The sequence below is a fragment of the Pseudomonas sp. MSSRFD41 genome, assembly GCF_014230245.1.
GTDB classification, from domain to species: domain Bacteria; phylum Pseudomonadota; class Gammaproteobacteria; order Pseudomonadales; family Pseudomonadaceae; genus Aquipseudomonas; species Aquipseudomonas piscis.
On record NZ_JACKZK010000019.1, the window covers coordinates 20,594 to 37,744 of the forward strand.

General features: G+C 63.6%; 21 protein-coding genes and 1 pseudogene. All 22 read left to right on the forward strand.

Translation table 11 applies throughout. The features are described from left to right. On the forward strand, window positions 1-207 hold the full coding sequence (locus H7A76_RS23835; protein ID WP_185700764.1) for a phage head-tail joining protein: 207 nt from the start codon (window positions 1-3) through the stop codon (window positions 205-207). After that, window positions 207-1,688, forward strand: coding sequence for a phage portal protein (locus H7A76_RS23840; RefSeq protein ID WP_185700765.1), 1,482 nt, complete (start codon window positions 207-209; stop codon window positions 1,686-1,688). The genes H7A76_RS23835 and H7A76_RS23840 overlap by 1 nt, the downstream gene beginning before the upstream one ends. Next, entirely contained in the window at window positions 1,685-2,827 is a 1,143-nt protein-coding gene (locus tag H7A76_RS23845; protein ID WP_185700766.1) for a head maturation protease, ClpP-related, read from the forward strand. The genes H7A76_RS23840 and H7A76_RS23845 overlap by 4 nt, the downstream gene beginning before the upstream one ends. Beyond that, window positions 2,824-3,168: a head decoration protein gene (locus H7A76_RS23850; protein WP_185700767.1), complete on the forward strand. Its 345-nt coding sequence runs from the start codon at window positions 2,824-2,826 to the stop codon at window positions 3,166-3,168. Before H7A76_RS23845 ends, H7A76_RS23850 begins: the two co-directional genes overlap by 4 nt. Window positions 3,169-3,231: 63 nt before the next feature. Then, window positions 3,232-4,227, forward strand: coding sequence for a major capsid protein (locus H7A76_RS23855; protein WP_185700768.1), 996 nt, complete (start codon window positions 3,232-3,234; stop codon window positions 4,225-4,227). Window positions 4,228-4,229: 2 nt separating this feature from the next. Beyond that, window positions 4,230-4,544 carry a hypothetical protein gene (locus tag H7A76_RS23860; RefSeq protein WP_185700769.1) on the forward strand — a complete coding sequence of 105 codons (315 nt, stop codon included), beginning with the start codon at window positions 4,230-4,232 and terminating at the stop codon, window positions 4,542-4,544. Beyond that, entirely contained in the window at window positions 4,541-5,194 is a 654-nt protein-coding gene (locus H7A76_RS23865; protein ID WP_185700770.1) for a phage tail protein, read from the forward strand. Before H7A76_RS23860 ends, H7A76_RS23865 begins: the two co-directional genes overlap by 4 nt. Beyond that, window positions 5,187-5,696 carry a hypothetical protein gene (locus H7A76_RS23870; RefSeq protein ID WP_185700771.1) on the forward strand — a complete coding sequence of 170 codons (510 nt, stop codon included), beginning with the start codon at window positions 5,187-5,189 and terminating at the stop codon, window positions 5,694-5,696. The genes H7A76_RS23865 and H7A76_RS23870 overlap by 8 nt, the downstream gene beginning before the upstream one ends. Next, window positions 5,693-6,283, forward strand: a complete 591-nt coding sequence (locus H7A76_RS23875; protein WP_185700772.1) for a phage baseplate assembly protein V — start codon at window positions 5,693-5,695, stop codon at window positions 6,281-6,283. The genes H7A76_RS23870 and H7A76_RS23875 overlap by 4 nt, the downstream gene beginning before the upstream one ends. A 43-nt stretch (window positions 6,284-6,326) precedes the next feature. Continuing rightward, the gene (locus H7A76_RS23880) at window positions 6,327-6,542 is read left to right on the forward strand and encodes a hypothetical protein (RefSeq protein ID WP_185700851.1); all 216 of its coding nucleotides are present in this window, start codon (window positions 6,327-6,329) and stop codon (window positions 6,540-6,542) included. Between the two features lie 4 nt (window positions 6,543-6,546). Continuing rightward, entirely contained in the window at window positions 6,547-6,873 is a 327-nt protein-coding gene (locus tag H7A76_RS23885) for a GPW/gp25 family protein (RefSeq protein WP_185700773.1), read from the forward strand. Then, window positions 6,870-7,751 carry a baseplate J/gp47 family protein gene (locus H7A76_RS23890; protein WP_185700774.1) on the forward strand — a complete coding sequence of 294 codons (882 nt, stop codon included), beginning with the start codon at window positions 6,870-6,872 and terminating at the stop codon, window positions 7,749-7,751. The genes H7A76_RS23885 and H7A76_RS23890 overlap by 4 nt, the downstream gene beginning before the upstream one ends. A 1-nt stretch (window position 7,752) precedes the next feature. Beyond that, window positions 7,753-8,364, forward strand: a complete 612-nt coding sequence (locus H7A76_RS23895) for a phage tail protein I (protein ID WP_185700775.1) — start codon at window positions 7,753-7,755, stop codon at window positions 8,362-8,364. Next, window positions 8,361-9,143 (forward strand): annotated as a pseudogene (locus H7A76_RS32885) (phage tail protein); the annotation flags it as partial. The gene H7A76_RS23895 and the pseudogene H7A76_RS32885, both read left to right, overlap by 4 nt. 647 nt (window positions 9,144-9,790) lie before the next feature. Then, window positions 9,791-10,162: a phage tail assembly chaperone gene (locus H7A76_RS23905; protein WP_185700777.1), complete on the forward strand. Its 372-nt coding sequence runs from the start codon at window positions 9,791-9,793 to the stop codon at window positions 10,160-10,162. Window positions 10,163-10,259: 97 nt separating this feature from the next. Beyond that, on the forward strand, window positions 10,260-11,423 hold the full coding sequence (locus H7A76_RS23910) for a phage tail sheath family protein (RefSeq protein WP_185700778.1): 1,164 nt from the start codon (window positions 10,260-10,262) through the stop codon (window positions 11,421-11,423). Between the two features lie 12 nt (window positions 11,424-11,435). Next, window positions 11,436-11,945 carry a phage major tail tube protein gene (locus H7A76_RS23915; protein WP_085599553.1) on the forward strand — a complete coding sequence of 170 codons (510 nt, stop codon included), beginning with the start codon at window positions 11,436-11,438 and terminating at the stop codon, window positions 11,943-11,945. 11 nt (window positions 11,946-11,956) lie between these two features. Then, window positions 11,957-12,259 carry a phage tail assembly protein gene (locus tag H7A76_RS23920; RefSeq protein ID WP_185700779.1) on the forward strand — a complete coding sequence of 101 codons (303 nt, stop codon included), beginning with the start codon at window positions 11,957-11,959 and terminating at the stop codon, window positions 12,257-12,259. Between the two features lie 136 nt (window positions 12,260-12,395). Continuing rightward, on the forward strand, window positions 12,396-15,008 hold the full coding sequence (locus tag H7A76_RS23925; protein ID WP_185700780.1) for a phage tail tape measure protein: 2,613 nt from the start codon (window positions 12,396-12,398) through the stop codon (window positions 15,006-15,008). Between the two features lie 9 nt (window positions 15,009-15,017). Next, on the forward strand, window positions 15,018-15,863 hold the full coding sequence (locus H7A76_RS23930; RefSeq protein WP_185700781.1) for a phage tail protein: 846 nt from the start codon (window positions 15,018-15,020) through the stop codon (window positions 15,861-15,863). Continuing rightward, window positions 15,838-16,044 carry a tail protein X gene (locus tag H7A76_RS23935; RefSeq protein ID WP_085599547.1) on the forward strand — a complete coding sequence of 69 codons (207 nt, stop codon included), beginning with the start codon at window positions 15,838-15,840 and terminating at the stop codon, window positions 16,042-16,044. Before H7A76_RS23930 ends, H7A76_RS23935 begins: the two co-directional genes overlap by 26 nt. 60 nt (window positions 16,045-16,104) lie before the next feature. Continuing rightward, complete coding sequence (locus tag H7A76_RS23940) at window positions 16,105-17,148, forward strand: phage late control D family protein (RefSeq protein WP_185700782.1); 1,044 nt, start codon at window positions 16,105-16,107, stop codon at window positions 17,146-17,148. Window positions 17,149-17,151: the final 3 nt, after the last annotated feature.

Consider the following 17,151-nt stretch of genomic DNA (forward strand, 5'->3'; position numbering starts at 1 on the left):
ATGTCCTTTACCCAGAAACACCTCGACGCTATCGAGGCGGCTATCGCTCGCGGTGAAAAAATCGTGAGCTATGAAGACCGCAAGGTGGAATACCGGACGGTGGACGAGCTGCTCAGGGCTCGCGAGGAGATCCGAGGCAGTCTTGCCAAAACTGCTGGGCCACGCCCCCGCGTGGTTCGGCTTTACCACGGGGGCAAAGGACTGTAATGGCTCGCCACTACCCCACATTGAGCCGTCAAGGCTTCCTGCTGCCCTCGAATATCAAGGCCAGCTATGAAGGCGCCGGGGAGGGGCGCCGGTCGGCAGGTTGGGACGCTCCGGACAGCAGCCTCAACAGCATCAACACCCCGGCGTTGCGCAACTTGCGCTCGCGCTCCAGGGCGGCGGTGCGCAATGACCCCTACGCCTTCAACGTGGTGGACAAGCGGGTCAGTAACCTGATCGGCACCGGCATCACCCCTCGGGCCCAGACCGCCGACGACGACCTGCGCAAGCTATTGCAGGTGCTGTGGGAGGATTGGGTGGACGAGTCGGATGCCGACGAGTTAACCGACTTCTATGGCCAGCAGGCCCTGGTCGCCCGGACGGTGGAAACCTCGGGGGAATGCTTCGTGCGGTTGCGGCCTCGTCGGACCGAAGATGGCCTGGCGGTGCCCTTGCAGGTGCAACTGCTGGCACCGGAGTTTGTGCCCCATGACAAGTTCGAAACCACCCGCGACGGCAACGTCATTCGGGCCGGGATCGAGTTCAACGCGATAGGCAAGCGGGTGGCGTACTGGATGTATCGCTCGCACCCGGGGGAATCCTCCGCATTGACCGGCGGCTATAACCAGCTGGTGCGAGTACCGGCCGCCCAGGTGCTGCACATCTTCGACCCGCTGGAGCCCGGCCAGCTGCGTGGCGTACCGCGCCTGTCGCCGGTGCTGAAACGCCTGCGCAGCCTCGATAACTACGATGACGCGGTGCTGTTCCGGCAGGAGGTCGCCAACCTGTTCGCGGGTTTCATTACCCGACCCACGCCGGAAGGTGGTCCGCCACCGCTCGACCCTGTCACCGGCCAGCCGTTGAGTCTGGATCGAGACGGCTTCACGCCGATGGTGGCGCTGGAGCCGGGGACCATGCAGGAGCTGGGGCCCGGGGAGGAGGTCGAGTTCTCCAAGCCGCCAGATGCGGGCAACAACTACCCGGACTTCATGCGCCAGCAGCTGATGGCTGCTGCTGCGGGTGCTGGGGTGCCCTACGAGATCGTTACCGGCGATATGCGGGACATCAACGACCGAGTGATGCGAGTGGTGCTGAACGAGTTTCGCCGACGCCTGGAGCAATTGCAGTTCGGCGTTTACGTGCACCAGCTCTGCCGCCCCGTTCGTGCGGCTTGGCTGGATATGGCGGTCCTGGCCAGTGCCGTGCAATTGCCGGACTACGCCCAGCGCCGTCGTGAATACCTGCGTACCCGCTGGGTGCCCCAGGGCTGGCCGTACCTTCAACCGGTACAGGACGTTCAGGCCCGGCGAATGGAGGTGCAGGCCGGCTTCGCCTCGCGCAGCGAGATGGTGCTGCGCACCGGCTACGACGCCGAAACGGTCGACGCGGAAAACGCCGCGGATCTGGAGCGGGCGAGCCGCCTGGGCCTCAATTACAACACCCTCGAAAGCGTCGAGCTGCTCGACGACAAGGAGCAACCATGAGCAAGAAAACTCAGGTCCGCGTCTACGACGCCGCCGGCGCGCTGGTGCCGGTCAAGGACCAGACCTGGTACACACTGCGAGCCAGCGGCGAAGACCAACCACGGAACATCGAAGTGTTCGTGTACGGCGAGATCGGCGCCTGGGGCGTGACCGCGAATCAGTTTGTGCAGGATCTGCGGGCCCTGGATGACGGAGTATCGCCTGTGGTGGTCGCCTTCAACAGCATTGGTGGCGATCTGTTCGACGGCCTGGCAATGCACAACGCGCTTTCGCGTTTGGGCGAGCGCTGTACCGGTCGGATTGACGCCCTGGCCGCCAGCGCCGCCAGCGTGGCAGTGTGCGGCGCGCACCGAGTGGTGATCGCCGCCAACGCCATGCTGATGATTCACAACCCGTGGACCTATGCGGCAGGCGATGCCGAGGACTTTCGCAAGGTCGCCGATGTGCTGGACCAGACCCTGGAAGCGATCATCGCGGCCTACAAGTCCAAGGCGCCGGACATCGACGATGCCGAGCTGCGGCGCCTCGTCGATGCCGAAACCTGGTTGACCGCCAACGAGGCTGTAGCGCTGGGCCTGGCGGACGAGGTAGGCGACGGGGTCAAGGTCAGCGCCTGCCTGGGCCATGGCGATGCGCTGCGGCGCTTTCGCAACGCTCCCCCTGGACTGCTGGCCCAGCTGGACGAGCAACCGCCAGCGGTCCCGGGCGAGCCAGCAGCACCGCCCGAGCCGGCTCCGGTGGTGGACGCTGCTCAGTTGGCTCTGCTGATCACCCAGCGTTGCGCTGAGTCCGGTATCAGCAACCTGGTAGAACCGCTGCTCAAGTCCACCCAGTTGGAAAGTGAAGCTGTTGTTCAAGCTGGCCTGGCCCGGGCCAAGACCATCAACGATCTGTGCGTAGCCGCTCGACTGCCGGAATTCAGCGCCGAGTTCGTGGCGGCCGGCCTGGACGCGGCCAGTGTTCGCGCTCGCTTGTTCGACAAGCTGGTGGGCACGGGCAAGGGCTTTGAAATCAACAACAGCCTGCCGTTGGAAAACGACCCGCCGCCCAAGGTACAGGCCAAGAAAATCGACCAGCCCTCGATCTGGGCTGCTCGCCAAACTGCACAACAACCCTCCGCGAAAGGAACCAGACCATGACTGTTCAACGTGAGCCGATGCATGCGGGTGAATTCCTGCTGTCCGAAGGCGCCGGCAACATCTCCCGCGAAGCCATCAACGTCGCCGCCGGCCCGGCCCTGGAGCCCGGCCAGATCCTCGGCCTGGTCACTGCTACCGGCGAGTTCGCGCCTTATAAGCCGACTGCCGAAGACGGCAGCGAGAACGCCCAGGCCATCCTCTACGGCCCCCTGGGCGAGTCGGATGTGGTGCGACGCGGTCGCGCCGTGGTGCGTCTGGCCGAGGTCAGCGAGGCATGTTTGACCGGCCTCGACCCGGCCGCTGAAAAGGCCCTGGCCATTCACTTCGTGATCGTTCGCTAAGACCCTTCACCCTCGTTTATCGAACCCGCCCTTGCGGGTTTTTTGCTTTCTGGAGATTGCTTCATGGCTGACATTGAGATTTTTAACGACGATGCGTTTTCGGTTTCCTCGCTGACTGCGGCGATCAACGAGCAGGAATACCTGCCGGGTCGCATCAGCAGCCTGGGTTTGTTCAGGGAGGAAGGTATCTCCACCGTGACCGTGCAGATCGAGAAGGACGGCGACACGCTGGTTCTGGTGCCGGCGGGTGATCGTGGTACGTCGGGTCTGGTGGTGCCCGGGACCAAACGTACGATGATCCCATTCAACACCGTGCATTTGCCGGAGCGCTTCACCATCAAGGCGGATGAGATCCAGGGCATTCGTGCTTTTGGCACCCGCAGCGAGTTGCAGGCGGTGCAGGATGTGGTCAACAAGCGATTGGCGAAGGCCCGTCGCCAGTTGGATGCTACGCACGAGTTTCAGCGCATGGGGGCTCTGAACGGCCAGATCCTGGATGCGGACGGCAAGACTTCGCTGCTGGACATCTATAAGTCGTTTGGTGTCATTCGCAAGAAGCTGCCGATGGGCTTGGGCAGCCCGGAAACTGAACTGCGTGTTCGCGCCGGTGAGGCGCTCGACATGCAAGAGGACGCGCTGGGTAGTATCACCAGCACGGGCTCCCGCGCCTTTTGCGGCAAGAACTTCTGGAACAAGCTGATCGTGCATCGTTCGGTCAAAGAGACTTACCTCAACACCATGCAAGCTGCATCGCTGCGTGGTGATGCTCGTGAGAGCTTCGAATTCGGTGGGATTGTCTGGGAGCGCTATCGCGGCAAAGTGGCAGGTGTTTCGTTCGTCCACGACGATAAGGCTCTGTTGATCCCCGAAGGCGTCCCTGATCTGTACATCTCCTCCTTCGCACCTGCGGACTATATGGAAACGGTCAACACCGAGGGCTTGCCGTACTACAGCAAGCTCGAGCCTCTGCCGTTCAACAAGGGCGTTGCCGGCGAAGCGCAGTCGAACCCGCTGCACCTGTGCACGCGGCCGCTGGCGCAGATCCTGCTGGAGATGTGACCGTGGGCATTCGCGACTTGGTGGCGGATGTCGACGAGGTGGTGTTTGAAGTGCTGGCGGACACTGCTTACATCGAAGGGCGCGAGGTGCGGGGGATGTTCTCCGCGCCTTGGCTGCAACCCAAGCTTGGCAAGATGTCCACGGCGCTGCGCGAACCGCACCTGGTGATTCGTGTGGTAGACGCCGAGGGCGTAGAGATCCGGCAACAGGTGCGGATCGACCTGCCGGAGCATGACGGCGGCGGGGTTTACACCCTGATCCTGGTGGAGCCGACAGGTGACGGCCTGGTAACGCTTGTCCTGAGGATCAACCCATGAACGTTGGTAGCTATGCACGGGTGGCCGCCAGAGATGGCGTCATCACCTTGCAGTCGTCGCCTGCGCATCTACAGGCGTTCAAGGACTTTGCCGCCCTGGTCCCGAAAGCGGCGGCGGTGGCCCAGCGCCGGGCGATCAACAAGACGTTGCGCTGGCTGCGCACCTACATCTCCCGAGCTGTCAGCAGCAAGGAGCGCATAGCGGTGGGAGCTGTTCGCCAGCGTCTGCGAGCCTATCCGATCAACAGTGCCGGGCAGGGCAAGCTCTGGTTCGGTATCAACCCGATTGAGTCCAGCCGTATCGGCCGCGCCCGCCAGAACCAGTCGGGTGTGTCGGTGGCGGGCAGGCGTTATCAGGGGGCGTTTTACAAGCAGGTCTATGGCAGTCAGGCCGACATCTGGATTCGTACCGGTAGCCGCCACTATGACCCAGCTGACTATCCCGAAACCCGCGAGGGGCGGCGGCGCACGGGCTTCATCAACGAGAACGACAACCGCTTCCCCCTGGCCAAGGCCAAGGTGTCGCTGGATGACGTGCGGCCCATCTTCGATGAATGGGTTAAACGGGCTGATCAGCGGCTGCTGGAGATTCTGGAGCAGGAGCTGAACTTTGAGCTGCAAAAATACCTGAGAGGTAGCAAAGGTGTCTGAACCCCTTGATCTAGACCAGCTCTACCAGGCCATCGAGAAGCATATCCGCGAGGCTATTCCCGGCCTGTTTGATGTAGCCGTGATGTCTGGCCAGCCGGCGCGCATAGCACTTCCAGCCGTGCTTGTTGACCTGGTTGAGTTGGAGCCTGGAGCCGATCCGCTGACCGGCGAGACGGCGCTGGACGCTCGCTTTGAAGCGCGGGTGATGGTGGGAGCCGAGCAGACTCAATCTGAACGGCAAGCCTTGTTCATCGCCTCGCAGCTTGCGGTTCTGCTACGTATGCAGACCTGGGGGCAGCCGGTAGAGCCTGCGCAGTTTGTCCGCTCCGGCCAGGATTGGACGCGGCCCGAGCTGGACGGCTACACAATCTGGGCTGTGGAATGGACCCAGGGCATTTACCTCGGCCACGAGGAATGGCCATGGCCCAACCAGCCACCCGGAACACTGGTGTTCAACCTCGGCGAAGGTGTTGGCAATGTCCGGCCCGAGGAGCTGTCATGAGTTATGTCAGCGCACAGCACGACCGGATGCTGGCCGGCCTGATCATTCCCTGTAGCGTGGTCGCGGTCGATCTGGCCGCCGCCATGGTGCGCGTGTCCGACGGTGCCGGCTGGACCAGCGCCTGGGTGCGCTGGCACAGCCAGGCCGCCGGCAAGGCCCGGCACTGGCGGGCGCCGAGCCTGGGCGAGCAGGGGGCCTTGATCAGCCCCAGCGGCGAGCCGGCTCAGGGCACCTTTGTCCCGGGGCTGTATGGCAACGCTGGTGCCCAGCCGGACAACCGCGACCACGTCGAGGTTTGGCGCTTCGACGATGGCGGCTCGCTGGTCTACGACTGGCAGGCCAAGAGCTACAGCATCAACCTACCCAGCGGCATGGTGACCATCCAGGTCGGCGGCAGCTCGGCGGTGATCACCGATAGCGCGATCACCGGCAAGGCCAGCAGCATCACCCTAAGCGGACAAATCACCTTGAACGGTGACGTACAAATCAACGGCGCGAGCCTCAAACACAACGGGGTCAACGTCGGCTCGACTCATACCCATTCGGGCGTGCTGCCCGGCGGTGGATCGACCGCGGTGCCTCAATAACCAGCAGCCCGCCATCGCGGGCATTTCTTCGCCTGGAGCAAACATGACCACAACCAAGAAACCCGCCGAGCAACCCGGCGGGGAGCCGGCAGCGCCCGGCGCTTCGGTGTTCCGCGACACCCTCTATACCTCCCGCGTGCTGATCCTGCCGGATGGCCGTCAACTGGCTGTGAAACAGGGCCAAGTAACGGCCGAGGCGGGCGACCAGGTGGCGCTGGACTACCTGCGCTCGCATCCGGACCTACAGCCGCAGGGGTGACGCGATGATCGGAATGGATCGCCGAACGGGCCAGCCGCTGTCGGGCCTTGAGCATGTGCGGCAGTCCATCGAGGACATCCTGACCACGCCGCTGGGCAGCCGGCGGATGCGTCCGGAGTACGGCAGCGACCTGCGCCGCTACGTCGACTTGCCCGTCACCGGCGGCTGGAAAAGCGCCGTCCAGGCCGAGGTGGCCCGGGCGCTGCTGCGCTGGGAGCCACGCTTGAGGCTGGAGCGAGTGCAGGTGGTGGCGGTGGTGGGTGGGCAGATCAGCTTTCAGCTGACGGGCCAGTACCTGGGAGATAGCGCGGTATTGGAGGTGACGGCATGAGCATATTGGACTTGTCGGCCCTGCCGGCGCCGCAGGTGCTGGAGGCCCTGGATTTCGAGGCGCTGTACCAGGGCAAGCTGGCGATGTTTCGTCAGTACATGGGAGAAGCCTGGACGGCGGATCTTGAAAGTGACCCGGTGACCAAGCAACTGGAGCTGTCGGCCTACGGCGATTTGCAACTGCGGGCCCGGATCAACGACGCGGCCAAGGCCCTGCTGTTGGCCCACGCGCGGGATGCCGACCTGGATCACCTGGCGGCCAACGTCAAGCTTTCACGCCTGGTGATCCGCCCGGCCGATCCCCAGGCGGTGCCGCCGGTGGAGGAGGTCAGGGAGTCCGACGACGCACTGCGCGAGCGCGTCCAGCTGGCCTACGAGGGCCTGACCACGGCGGGCCCGCGCAACAGCTACATCCTGCATGCCCGCAATGCCTCGGCGCTGGTGGCGGATGCCGAAGCCGAAAGCCCGGCGCCGGCCTGTGTCACGGTCACGGTGTTGAGCCTCGACGGTGACGGGAAAGCCAGCGCCGAGCTGCTGGCGACAGTCGCGGCGGCTCTCAATGATGAGAACGTGCGGCCGCTGGGGGACCGGGTCACGGTGCAGAGTGCACAGGTGCTGCCCTACCGCATCGATGCGGTGCTGTACATGAAGGGCCCAGGGCCGGAAAGCGATGCCGCATTGGCCGAGGCCCGGCGCAAGCTGGCGGCCTGGATCAATCCGCGTCGGCGCCTGGGGGTGGAGGTTGCCCGCTCGGCCATCGATGCTCAGCTGCACGTCGCAGGCGTGGCCCGGGTCGACCTGGCCAACTGGCAGGACATCGCCCCGACGCGGGCCCAGGCAGCCTACTGCACCGGCTACAGCGTCACGCTGGGGGGCTGATATGACCAGCCTACTGCCGATCAACAGCACGCCGCTGGAACGGGCCATGGAAAGCGCAGGGGCCCGGCCTGGGGAAGTCGCGCAGATCCTGCGCACGCTCTACAACCCCGCGACCTGCCCGGCCCACCTGCTGCCGCAGTTGGCCTGGGCCTGGTCGGTGGATCGCTGGGACCCGGGCTGGTCCGAGACGGTCAAGCGCAATGCCATACGCGCATCGTTCTTCATCCATGCGCGCAAGGGCACCATCGGTGCGCTGCGCCGTGCTGTGGAACCGTTGGGCTACCTGATCGAGGTGATCGAATGGTGGCAGACGGTTCCCCAGGGGCCGCCGGCTACCTTCGCCTTGAAAGTCGGGGTCTTGGATACCGGTATCACCGAAGCGATGTATGCCGAGCTAACGCGGCTGATCGATGACGCCAAGCCGGTCAGTCGCCACATGACGGGCCTGGCCATCAGCCTGGAAACATCAGGAACCATCAGGTTCGGCGCCTACGTCGACCAGGGCGAGGTGATCGACATCTATCCGCCGACTCCTCGCGATATCGAAGTGACCGGCCGTTTCGGCCAGGTCGCGTGCATTGACGAAATAGACACTCTGGATGTGTACCCATGATCGATTCCAACAGTCAGTTCTTCGCCATCCTCACGGCGGTGGGCGAGGCGAAACAGGCCAACGCCACCGCCCTGGGCATTCCCTGGACCTTCAAGGATATGGCGGTGGGGGATGCCAATGGCACCGACCCCGTGCCCGATCGGGCCCAGACCAGGCTGATCAATGAATGGCGCCGGGCGCCGGTGAACCAGGTCCGCACCGATCCGGCCAACCCGAACCTGATCATCACCGAGCAGGTGATTCCATCGGATGTCGGCGGGCGCTGGATTCGCGAGATCGGCTTGTATGACGCGGCGGGCGACCTGGTGGCGGTGGCCAATTGCGCACCGAGTTTCAAGCCACTGCTGGCCCAAGGCACCGGCAAGACCCAGATCATCCGCATGAACTTCATTGTGTCGAACACCGCCCAGATCGTGCTCAAGATCGATCCAGCGGTGGTGCTGGCCACCCGGCAATATGTAGACGATTCGCTGGCGACGGCACTGCCTGGGAACAAGACCGCAGGCACTTACCGGCAGGTCACCATCGACAAGCGCGGCATCGTGCTTAGTGGGGTCAATCCGACGACGCTGGCCGGTTATGGCATTACCGATGCGTTCACCAAGCCGGAGACCACGGCGGCGATCCAGCAGGCAGTGGCCGCACTCGTGGCATCGGCGCCTGGTGCCCTCGATACGCTAAAAGAACTGGCGGATGCGATGGGCAACGACCCCAACTTCGCCACGACTGTCACCAACGCTCTGTCGAATAAGGCGAACAAGGCCACGACCTTAGGCGGCTACGGTATTACCGATGGGGCGACGAAAGCTGAGCTGAATACAGCGGTCGGTAACTTGTTTCCGAAGACGGGCGGGGTGATGGCCGGCACCATTGCGCTGGACAACGGCACGCTGGACACGCCGGAGATTGCGTGGCGTTCGCCCGCGCTCGATTTTCGGGCAGATGTTGTCGATAAGGTGTTTCGCTGCTTTGCCGTGCTGGCAGGGGAAACGAGCTTCCCGCTGACGCTCGACGTTGCCAATAAAGTGGTTGCGTTCTTCGGAAATGGGGCGTGGCATACCGGCAATTTCAACCCCGCCAGCAAGGCCGACAAGGCCGCCACGCTTGGTGGTTATGGCATCGGCGATGCTTATACACGCTCCCAGGTCGACAATTTGTTCAACTCGCTGCAACGCGGCATCGGTGATGGTCAGTATTGGCGAGATGTCACGGCGAGTCGTGTGTCCGGGACGATCTACACGAACACGACTGGCCGCTCCATCGCTGTGGTGATTTCGTTCACCACCGGTAGCGTGACTGCCTATGTCGACGGCGTAAGACTCACGAATTCTGCCTATCACGCCTCATTCATCGTTCCCGCAGGGGCCGTGTACACAGCGACAATCAATAGCGGTGCCGTAAACCCCTGCTGGGTGGAGTTGCGCACATGAAATATTTCAAGAACCCACGAACGCAAGGTGTGCATGCTTACGATGACGATGCGCCGACGCACTTCATCCCTGACGATCTCATCCCGATGTCCGGCCCCGAGGTACAGGCCTATATCGCGGCGGCGAGTGCGGCCTCGCCGGAAGAGGAAAGGGCCTGGCGCGATGGAGCGCTGGTTGCTGTGATTTGGCTGCGTGATCGCCACCGCGATCAGTTGGAAATCGGGGGGCCGACCAGCCTCAGTGTGGCGCAGTTCGGTGAGCTGCTGAAGTACATCCAGGCCCTGCGGGACTGGCCGCAATCTCCTGACTTTCCTCAGATCGAGCACCGCCCGGCGGTGCCGAGTTGGATCACCGAGCAAACCGAGTAAACGCCCCGCACTGTCGGGGCGTTTTCATTCCAGCGCTTCGGCGCCTGTTCCACCCACGGCCTCGCACATGCGGGGCCTTGTCATTTCTGGAGACTCTATGAGCTTTTTCCACGGCGTCACCGTCACCAACGTGGACACCGGCGCACGCACCATCGCGCTGCCCACGTCCTCGATCATCGGCCTGGTGGACACCTTCACCGAGGGCCCGGGCGTTAGCGCCAAGGCTAATGACCTGCTGTTGATCACCAGCGAGCGCGAGGCGATTGCCGCCTGGGGCCCGGATGCGGCGATCACCAAGGCGTGCCAAGCGATCTATCAGCGGGCCAAGGCGGTGATCGTCGCCTGTGGCGTGGCCAAGGTCGCGGACGCTGCGCAACAGACCTCGGCGATCATCGGCGGGGTCCTGGCCAGCGGCAAGCGTACTGGCTTGCAGGCGCTGCTCGATGGCAAGAGCCGTTTCAACGCCCAGCCCCGCCTGCTGGTGGCGCCCAAACACAGTGCGACCCAGGCGGTGGGCACGGCCCTGGTGGCCCTGGGCGACAAGCTGCGCGGCCTGGCCATCATCGACGGCCCCAACAGCACCGATGAAGCAGCCATGGCCTACGCCAAGAACTTCGGCGCCAAGCGCGCTTATCTGGTCGATCCTGGGGTTCAGTATTGGGACACCGCCGCCAGCGCCACCGTCGATGCGCCGGCCTCGGCCTGGGTCGCTGGCCTGTTCGCCTGGACTGACAGCGATTACGGGTTCTGGGCCTCGCCTTCGAACAAGGAGTTCGTTGGTATCACGGGTACAGGCCGGCCTGTTGAGTTCCTCGACGGTGACGAGACCTGCCGGGCCAACCTGCTCAATAACGCCAACATCACCACCATCATCCGCGACGCCGGCTTTCGTCTGTGGGGCAACCGCACGCTGTCCAGTGATCCGAAATGGGCCTTCGTCACCCGCGTGCGAACCATGGACATCGTCATGGACGCGATCCTCTACGGCCACAAGTGGGCGGTGGATCGGTCGATCACGGCCACCTATGTGAAGGACGTCACCGAGGGCCTGCAAGCCTTCATGCGCGACCTGAAGAACCAGGGGGCGATTATCAATTTCGAGGTCTACGCAGATCCGGAGTTGAACACCGCCAGCCAACTGGAACAGGGCAAGGTGTACTGGAACATCCGCTTTACCGACGTCCCCCCCGCCGAGAACCCGAATTTCCGGGTCGAAGTCACCAACCAATGGCTGACCGAAGTCCTCGATAAAACCGCTTAAGGAGCCGCAGCAATGGCAATGATTCCCGAAACCCTGGCGAACATGAATTTGTTTGTCGACGGCATCAGCTTTCAAGGCGACGTACCGAGCCTGACCCTGCCCAAGCTCACGCTCAAGACCGAGGAGCATCGAGTGGGCGGTATGGATCTGCCGGTGGAACTGGACATGGGCATGGAGAAGCAAGAAGCCGGCTTCACCACCACCGGCGTGCGCCGCGAGTCGTTGCGCATGTTCGGACTGTCTGATGGAACCGCGTTCAACGGCGTGTTCCGTGGCGCCTTCAAGGGACTGAAGGGCAAGACCACGGCAGTGATCGTGACCCTGCGCGGCATGCTGAAAGAGATCGACATGGGCGACTGGAAGGCCGGCGACAAGGCCGAGATCAAGCACAACGTGGCCTTGACCTACTACAAGTTGGAGGTCGACGGGCGCCTGATCTACGAGATCGATGCCCTCGGCATGAAGCGCGTGATCAACGGCGTCGACCAGCTCGCCGCTCAACGTTCGGCCCTGGGCCTGTAAGGAAAACCCTCATGACTCAAGCAAAGAAAACTCCGACCTGGATGCACCTCGCTGCCGACAGCGTGGTGGTGACCCTGACCAAGGCTGTCGAGCTGAACGGCGTGCAGTGTGATCGGGTCACCCTGCGGGCCCCAACGGTACGCGACGTGCGGGCAGCGAACACCGCCGCTGGCGGCGACGACGAACAGCGCGAACTGGCGCTGTTCGCCAGCCTGGCCCAGGCCTCCAGCAAGGACCTGGAGGGCATGACCCTCAAGGACTATCAGCGCCTGCAGGCCGGCTATTTTCGCCTGGTGCAAGACGACGAACTTTGACCCGGCGGTGTTGAAGATGGCGGCAAAGCGGCTCGCCAGCGAGCTGCATTTTTCTGCCGAGGAGATTATGACCATGCGTTTTTCCGACATGGTCTGGTGGCTCACGGATTGAGCCTCACGCGTGTAGGGGGACCAGATGGCACGCAATATTGCGTTAGGGCTGGTGATCGGCGGCGCCGTGAGTGCAACAGTCGGCGCGGCCTTCAAGACCGTTGAAAACCGCATCAAGAAGCTGGAAGAGCAGGGCAGCAAAGCCAAGGTGCTGAAAAGCACGATCGGCGAAACCATGCGCCTGCGTGATGAGTGGAAGCGGGCCCACGACAGTGGGGCGGCTTCGGCGGCCGGGTTGCTGAGCAAGCTGGAGCGCAACCTAAGCAGCCTGCAAAAGCAGGGCGTTCAGGTCGGCAAGCTGCGCCAGGAATACCAGGCCCTCGGCCGGGTGGCTAAGGGCGCAGACTTGCAGCTCAAGGGGCACCAGCAGATCCAGCAGGGCAAGGAGGGTTTCAAGTCGAGCATTGGCCACGCCGTGGCCGGGACTGCTGCTGTAGCGATCCCGACAAAGATCAGTGCTGACTACCAGGCGATCATTCGGGATATCGCGATCAAGGCTGGTATTGCCAACAAGCCTGAAGAGCAGCAGATGACACGGACGATCATCGAGACGTCCCAGCAGACCGGCATGGGCCGAAACGATGTGGCGGACCTTGTGAACCAGTTGGTGGCCGCCGGCCTGGAGCTGGACAAGGCGCTGTCCTATGCGCCGCTCGCTGCAAAGTTCGCGGTCGGTCAAGGTTCGGGCGGTGAAGAGACGGCGAAAATGATTTTTGCGTTGCAGCAGAACGCCAAGATCAACGATCCGAAAATCATGGAAAAGGCGCTGGAGGCTATCGCCGTGCAGGGCCAGTCGGGCAGTTTCGAGGCGTCCGACATGGCGCGCTGGTTTCCCAAGCTGCTGGCCAACATGGGTAACACCCAGCTGTTTGGCATGGATGCGGTGGTGCAGTTGGGCTCGATGCTGCAAGTGCAGATGAAGACCGCCGGCAGTGCGGACGAGGCGGCCAATAACCTGATGAACTGGATGTCCAAATCGGGTGCGGAAGATGTAGTCAAGGCCTACAAGGACGTGGGCATTGATTACCAAGCGTCTTTGAACACGGGTATCCAGAAGGGGATGTCGACCTTTGAATCGACCTTTGAGCTGGCGATGCGCTACATCAAGGCCACGGACCCGGCGAAGGCCGCGAAGATGCAGGAAGCTCAGGCCAAAATCAGCAAGGAAGCCGATCCGGAGGCGGCCAAGGCGCAGTTGATCGCGCTGGAGGAGTCGTTGCGAACCGGCAATCTGTTCGCTGACATGCAAGTCAAGATGGCCCTGCTGGCCTACTCGCAGAACCGGGAGCTATACGAGCAGCAGAAAAAGAACTCGCTTAACGGCAAGGGCATTCTTGATCAGAACCTGGCCGAACGACGCCAGACGTCCGCCCAGCTCTGGGCTGAAACTTTGCAGTCGATCAACGACGGCATGCGTGCGGTGGGTGATGCTCTGCGGCCGGCAACGGACGCGGTGGCCAAGGGTGTGCGAACGGTGGCCATGTCGCTTACAGGGCTCACGGAAAAGATGCCGGGTGTGGTTGCCGGCGTCACCGCCCTGGGCACTGGGTTGGTCGCGCTGAAAAGCGTGGCCTCGGCCTTCAAGATCGGTAAGGGGTTGCTGAACGTGGCTCGGGGCTCGCTTATGGGCAACCCCAATGTGATCCAGCGGGTTTTCGTCACCAACGCCGGCGGCCTGGGCGGTGATTACGACTTAGACGGCGGCCGGGACAAGAAGGGCGGGAAAGGCGCCAGGGGCGGCAAGGGTACTGGCGGCGTACGTGGCCGGCTCGGCCGGGCCGGGCGTGCCTTGCGCTCTGCGCTCCGGCCCGGCGTGCTGGGCCGCACGGCGCGGCTGGGTGGCGCGGCATTGAAGGGCGCCACCAGCCTGGGCGTGTCGGCATTGAAGAGTGTCGGCGGCCTGGTCAAGGGCATGTCGCCCTGGGTGAAAGGTGGCGGCGTGCTGTCGGCGCTGGGGGCCGGGTTCAAGGTCGCGGACACCTACCAGAACGCCAAGACCAAGGACGAGAAGGCCGAAGGCTACGGCGGTGCGGCTGGTGGTCTGGCGGGCGCCATGCTCGGCACCAAGGCGGGGCTGGCGGCTGGTGCTGCCATTGGCTCGATTGTGCCAGGGCTCGGCACGGCCATCGGCGGGGCTGTAGGGGCCGCGGTGGGTGGCGCCCTCGGCTATTGGGGCGGTGATGCCCTGGGCGCAAAAGCTGGTAAGGCGCTGTTCGGTGGTGACGACTCGCTTAAGCGGCTGCCGGACGCCGGCCCACTGATGATGCGCGATGCCGGCAAGAACATTCCGCCGGTCCTGGGCGATATCGCCAGGTTCTTCAAAGCCGGCCCGGCGCCGCTGATGCTCAAGGCGCCGGAGTCCGCCAAGCCGCTGGGCCAGGTGGTGCGCTCGATGGCGGGGACAGAGTCGCCAGTCGCAACGCCGGCACTGCTCAAGGCGCCTGAGTTGGTGAAGCCGGCCCCACCGAAGGTCGACCAGCAATTCAGCTTCGCCCCGGCGCTGTCGATCCGGGTCGAGGGTGATGTTAAGGACCTGGCCCAGCTGGCCCGGGAGCTGGCACCCCACCTGCGTTCGCAGTTCGACGAATACAGCCGGCAGGCCGCTGCCCGGCAGTTGTCGGATGAACCACACGTATAAGGAGGCCCTATGGCTTACATGGAACAATTGCAATCGGGGCTCCACTCCCTGGTCGCCGCCGGGGAGGCCGGGCGCACCAGCGCAGACGGCATGTTGACCCCGTTGAACGGGGCTATCGGCGATATTACGGGGGCTGCGTCCGAGCTGGAGAATGTGCCGTTCGTGGGCCCGGAGATCGGCGCGAAGCTGCAACGGACCTTGCGCAGCATCACTGCTGCGCAATCGGTTGTGGGCCAGGTCGCCGCCGGCTACAGCCAGGCCGTGTCGGCGGCGGGGCAGATCCAGCAACGCCTGGGCAGTTTGCAGGAGCAGACGGCCCGGGCGGGGGCTGCAATCAACCGCATCGGCGGGCAAGGCAGCCCGGCCCTGGGGAACATCTTGCCCAGCGGTGCCCTGGGCGGCCTTGGTACGCCGGCAGCGGCCGCAGTGAAGCCGTTCCCGCACCTGCTGATCATTCATCCCCTGCGCCCTGGGGCACAGCCCTACTACTTCAACTTGGACACGGCGGCATTCGACGAACTGCGCAGGCAGACGGCGTTCAGGTGGGCAGGCCAGGAGCGTCTGACCCGCAGCATTGCCCAGCAGGCGGTGGGGCAGGGGGACGACAAAATCACGCTCAAGGGCGCGGTGTTCCCTGGCTTCAAGGCCGGCCTCGGCCAGTTGCAGAAACTGCGCAGCATTGGCCGGCGGCTCCAGCCGCTGAGCCTCACCACCGGTTACGGCGAGGTCCTGGGCACCTGGTGCCTGACCAGCCTTGAGGAAGAACAGAGCCACCTGCTGGCCGGCGGTGTACCGCGCAAACAGGGCTTTTCATTGGAGTTCGTGAGCTATGGCGACGACCTGCAGAACGTCTAGCGGGGATCTGCTCGACACGATTTGCTATCAGTTCTACGGCCACCTGAACGGCAGCGTCGAGGCGGTGCTGGATGCCAACCAGGGGTTGGGCGATGAACCCCAGCCGTTCCGGGCTGGGGTGCTGATCGTGCTGCCGGATCTACCGGCGGCGGTCGATGCTCAGGTACTGCTATGGGACTGATCAATGATTCAACTCACAAACCCGCCAAGTGCGGGGTTTTCATTTCCTGGAGCTTGAGGCATGACCCCTATCTTTCGAGTTGTCGCCGATGGCCGCGACATCACTGCGCTGATCAATGACCGGCTGGTGACCCTGCGCACCTCGGACAAGCCGGGCATGGAATCGGACGAGTTTGAATTGCGCATCGATGACCGGGCCCAGGCTGTAGCGCTGCCTAGCCGGGGGGCCAGTATCGAGGTATTCATGGGCTACAGCGGCCAGGCGTTGGCTCGGCTGGGGCGCTATACCGTGGATGAAGTGGTGGTCAGCGGCCCGCCGGACACCATTGAGATACGCGGCAAGGCCAGCGACATGCGCGGTAGCGGCAAGACCACCCGCAGTGGCAGTTGGGAGGATGTGCCGTTGCAACAAATCGTGCGTGACATCGCAGCACGCAATGGCTGGCAACCGGTGTGCCCGGTCACGACCAAGGTGCCACGGGTCGACCAGCTCAACGAGTCCGACTTTAACTTCATCACTCGCCTGGCAAAGCAGTACGACTGCACAGCCAAGGTGGCCGACGGCAAGCTGCTGGTGCTACCGCGTCAGGAGGGCCTGAGCGCAACCGGTAAGGCCTTGGGCATGGTCACCATCACCCGCCGCGACGTGAGCCGCTACCAGTTTCGCCTCGGCGATCGCAGCACGCATAAGGCGGTGCAGACCAAGCACCAGGACAAGAAGAGCGGCAAGTTGCGTGTGGTCGACCTGAGCAACGACGACTCGCCGGACGGCCTGCCGCCGGTGCACACCGACCGCCATATCTACCCTAACAAATCCGCCGCAGAGCAGGCCGCGAAAGCCCGGCTGGCGGCATTCAACCGCAGCACTGCCGGTGTGCGCCTGGAGATGCCCGGGCGTACAGACCTGTTCGCGGAACGCATGATCAACGCCCAGGGCTTCAAGGTCGGGCTCGATGGTGAATACCTGGTCGACTCGGTCGAGCAGGTGTTTACCCAATCGGGCTGGAGTACCACCGTCGAATGTAATGGCGGCAAGAGGGGCAAGGCGAAAGCCAAGGGTAAGAAAAAGAAAGCCACCAAGCCGCTGCGGGTCGAGCAGCTTTAAACC

Coding starts and splice junctions, on each gene's coding strand:
- H7A76_RS23835 (WP_185700764.1), top strand. CDS start 1: ATGTCCTTTACCCAGAAACACCTCGACGCTATCGAGGCGGCTATCGCT.
- H7A76_RS23840 (WP_185700765.1), top strand. CDS start 207: ATGGCTCGCCACTACCCCACATTGAGCCGTCAAGGCTTCCTGCTGCCC.
- H7A76_RS23845 (WP_185700766.1), top strand. CDS start 1,685: ATGAGCAAGAAAACTCAGGTCCGCGTCTACGACGCCGCCGGCGCGCTG.
- H7A76_RS23850 (WP_185700767.1), top strand. CDS start 2,824: ATGACTGTTCAACGTGAGCCGATGCATGCGGGTGAATTCCTGCTGTCC.
- H7A76_RS23855 (WP_185700768.1), top strand. CDS start 3,232: ATGGCTGACATTGAGATTTTTAACGACGATGCGTTTTCGGTTTCCTCG.
- H7A76_RS23865 (WP_185700770.1), top strand. CDS start 4,541: ATGAACGTTGGTAGCTATGCACGGGTGGCCGCCAGAGATGGCGTCATC.
- H7A76_RS23875 (WP_185700772.1), top strand. CDS start 5,693: ATGAGTTATGTCAGCGCACAGCACGACCGGATGCTGGCCGGCCTGATC.
- H7A76_RS23880 (WP_185700851.1), top strand. CDS start 6,327: ATGACCACAACCAAGAAACCCGCCGAGCAACCCGGCGGGGAGCCGGCA.
- H7A76_RS23885 (WP_185700773.1), top strand. CDS start 6,547: ATGATCGGAATGGATCGCCGAACGGGCCAGCCGCTGTCGGGCCTTGAG.
- H7A76_RS23890 (WP_185700774.1), top strand. CDS start 6,870: ATGAGCATATTGGACTTGTCGGCCCTGCCGGCGCCGCAGGTGCTGGAG.
- H7A76_RS23895 (WP_185700775.1), top strand. CDS start 7,753: ATGACCAGCCTACTGCCGATCAACAGCACGCCGCTGGAACGGGCCATG.
- H7A76_RS23905 (WP_185700777.1), top strand. CDS start 9,791: ATGAAATATTTCAAGAACCCACGAACGCAAGGTGTGCATGCTTACGAT.
- H7A76_RS23910 (WP_185700778.1), top strand. CDS start 10,260: ATGAGCTTTTTCCACGGCGTCACCGTCACCAACGTGGACACCGGCGCA.
- H7A76_RS23915 (WP_085599553.1), top strand. CDS start 11,436: ATGGCAATGATTCCCGAAACCCTGGCGAACATGAATTTGTTTGTCGAC.
- H7A76_RS23920 (WP_185700779.1), top strand. CDS start 11,957: ATGACTCAAGCAAAGAAAACTCCGACCTGGATGCACCTCGCTGCCGAC.
- H7A76_RS23925 (WP_185700780.1), top strand. CDS start 12,396: ATGGCACGCAATATTGCGTTAGGGCTGGTGATCGGCGGCGCCGTGAGT.
- H7A76_RS23930 (WP_185700781.1), top strand. CDS start 15,018: ATGGCTTACATGGAACAATTGCAATCGGGGCTCCACTCCCTGGTCGCC.
- H7A76_RS23935 (WP_085599547.1), top strand. CDS start 15,838: ATGGCGACGACCTGCAGAACGTCTAGCGGGGATCTGCTCGACACGATT.
- H7A76_RS23940 (WP_185700782.1), top strand. CDS start 16,105: ATGACCCCTATCTTTCGAGTTGTCGCCGATGGCCGCGACATCACTGCG.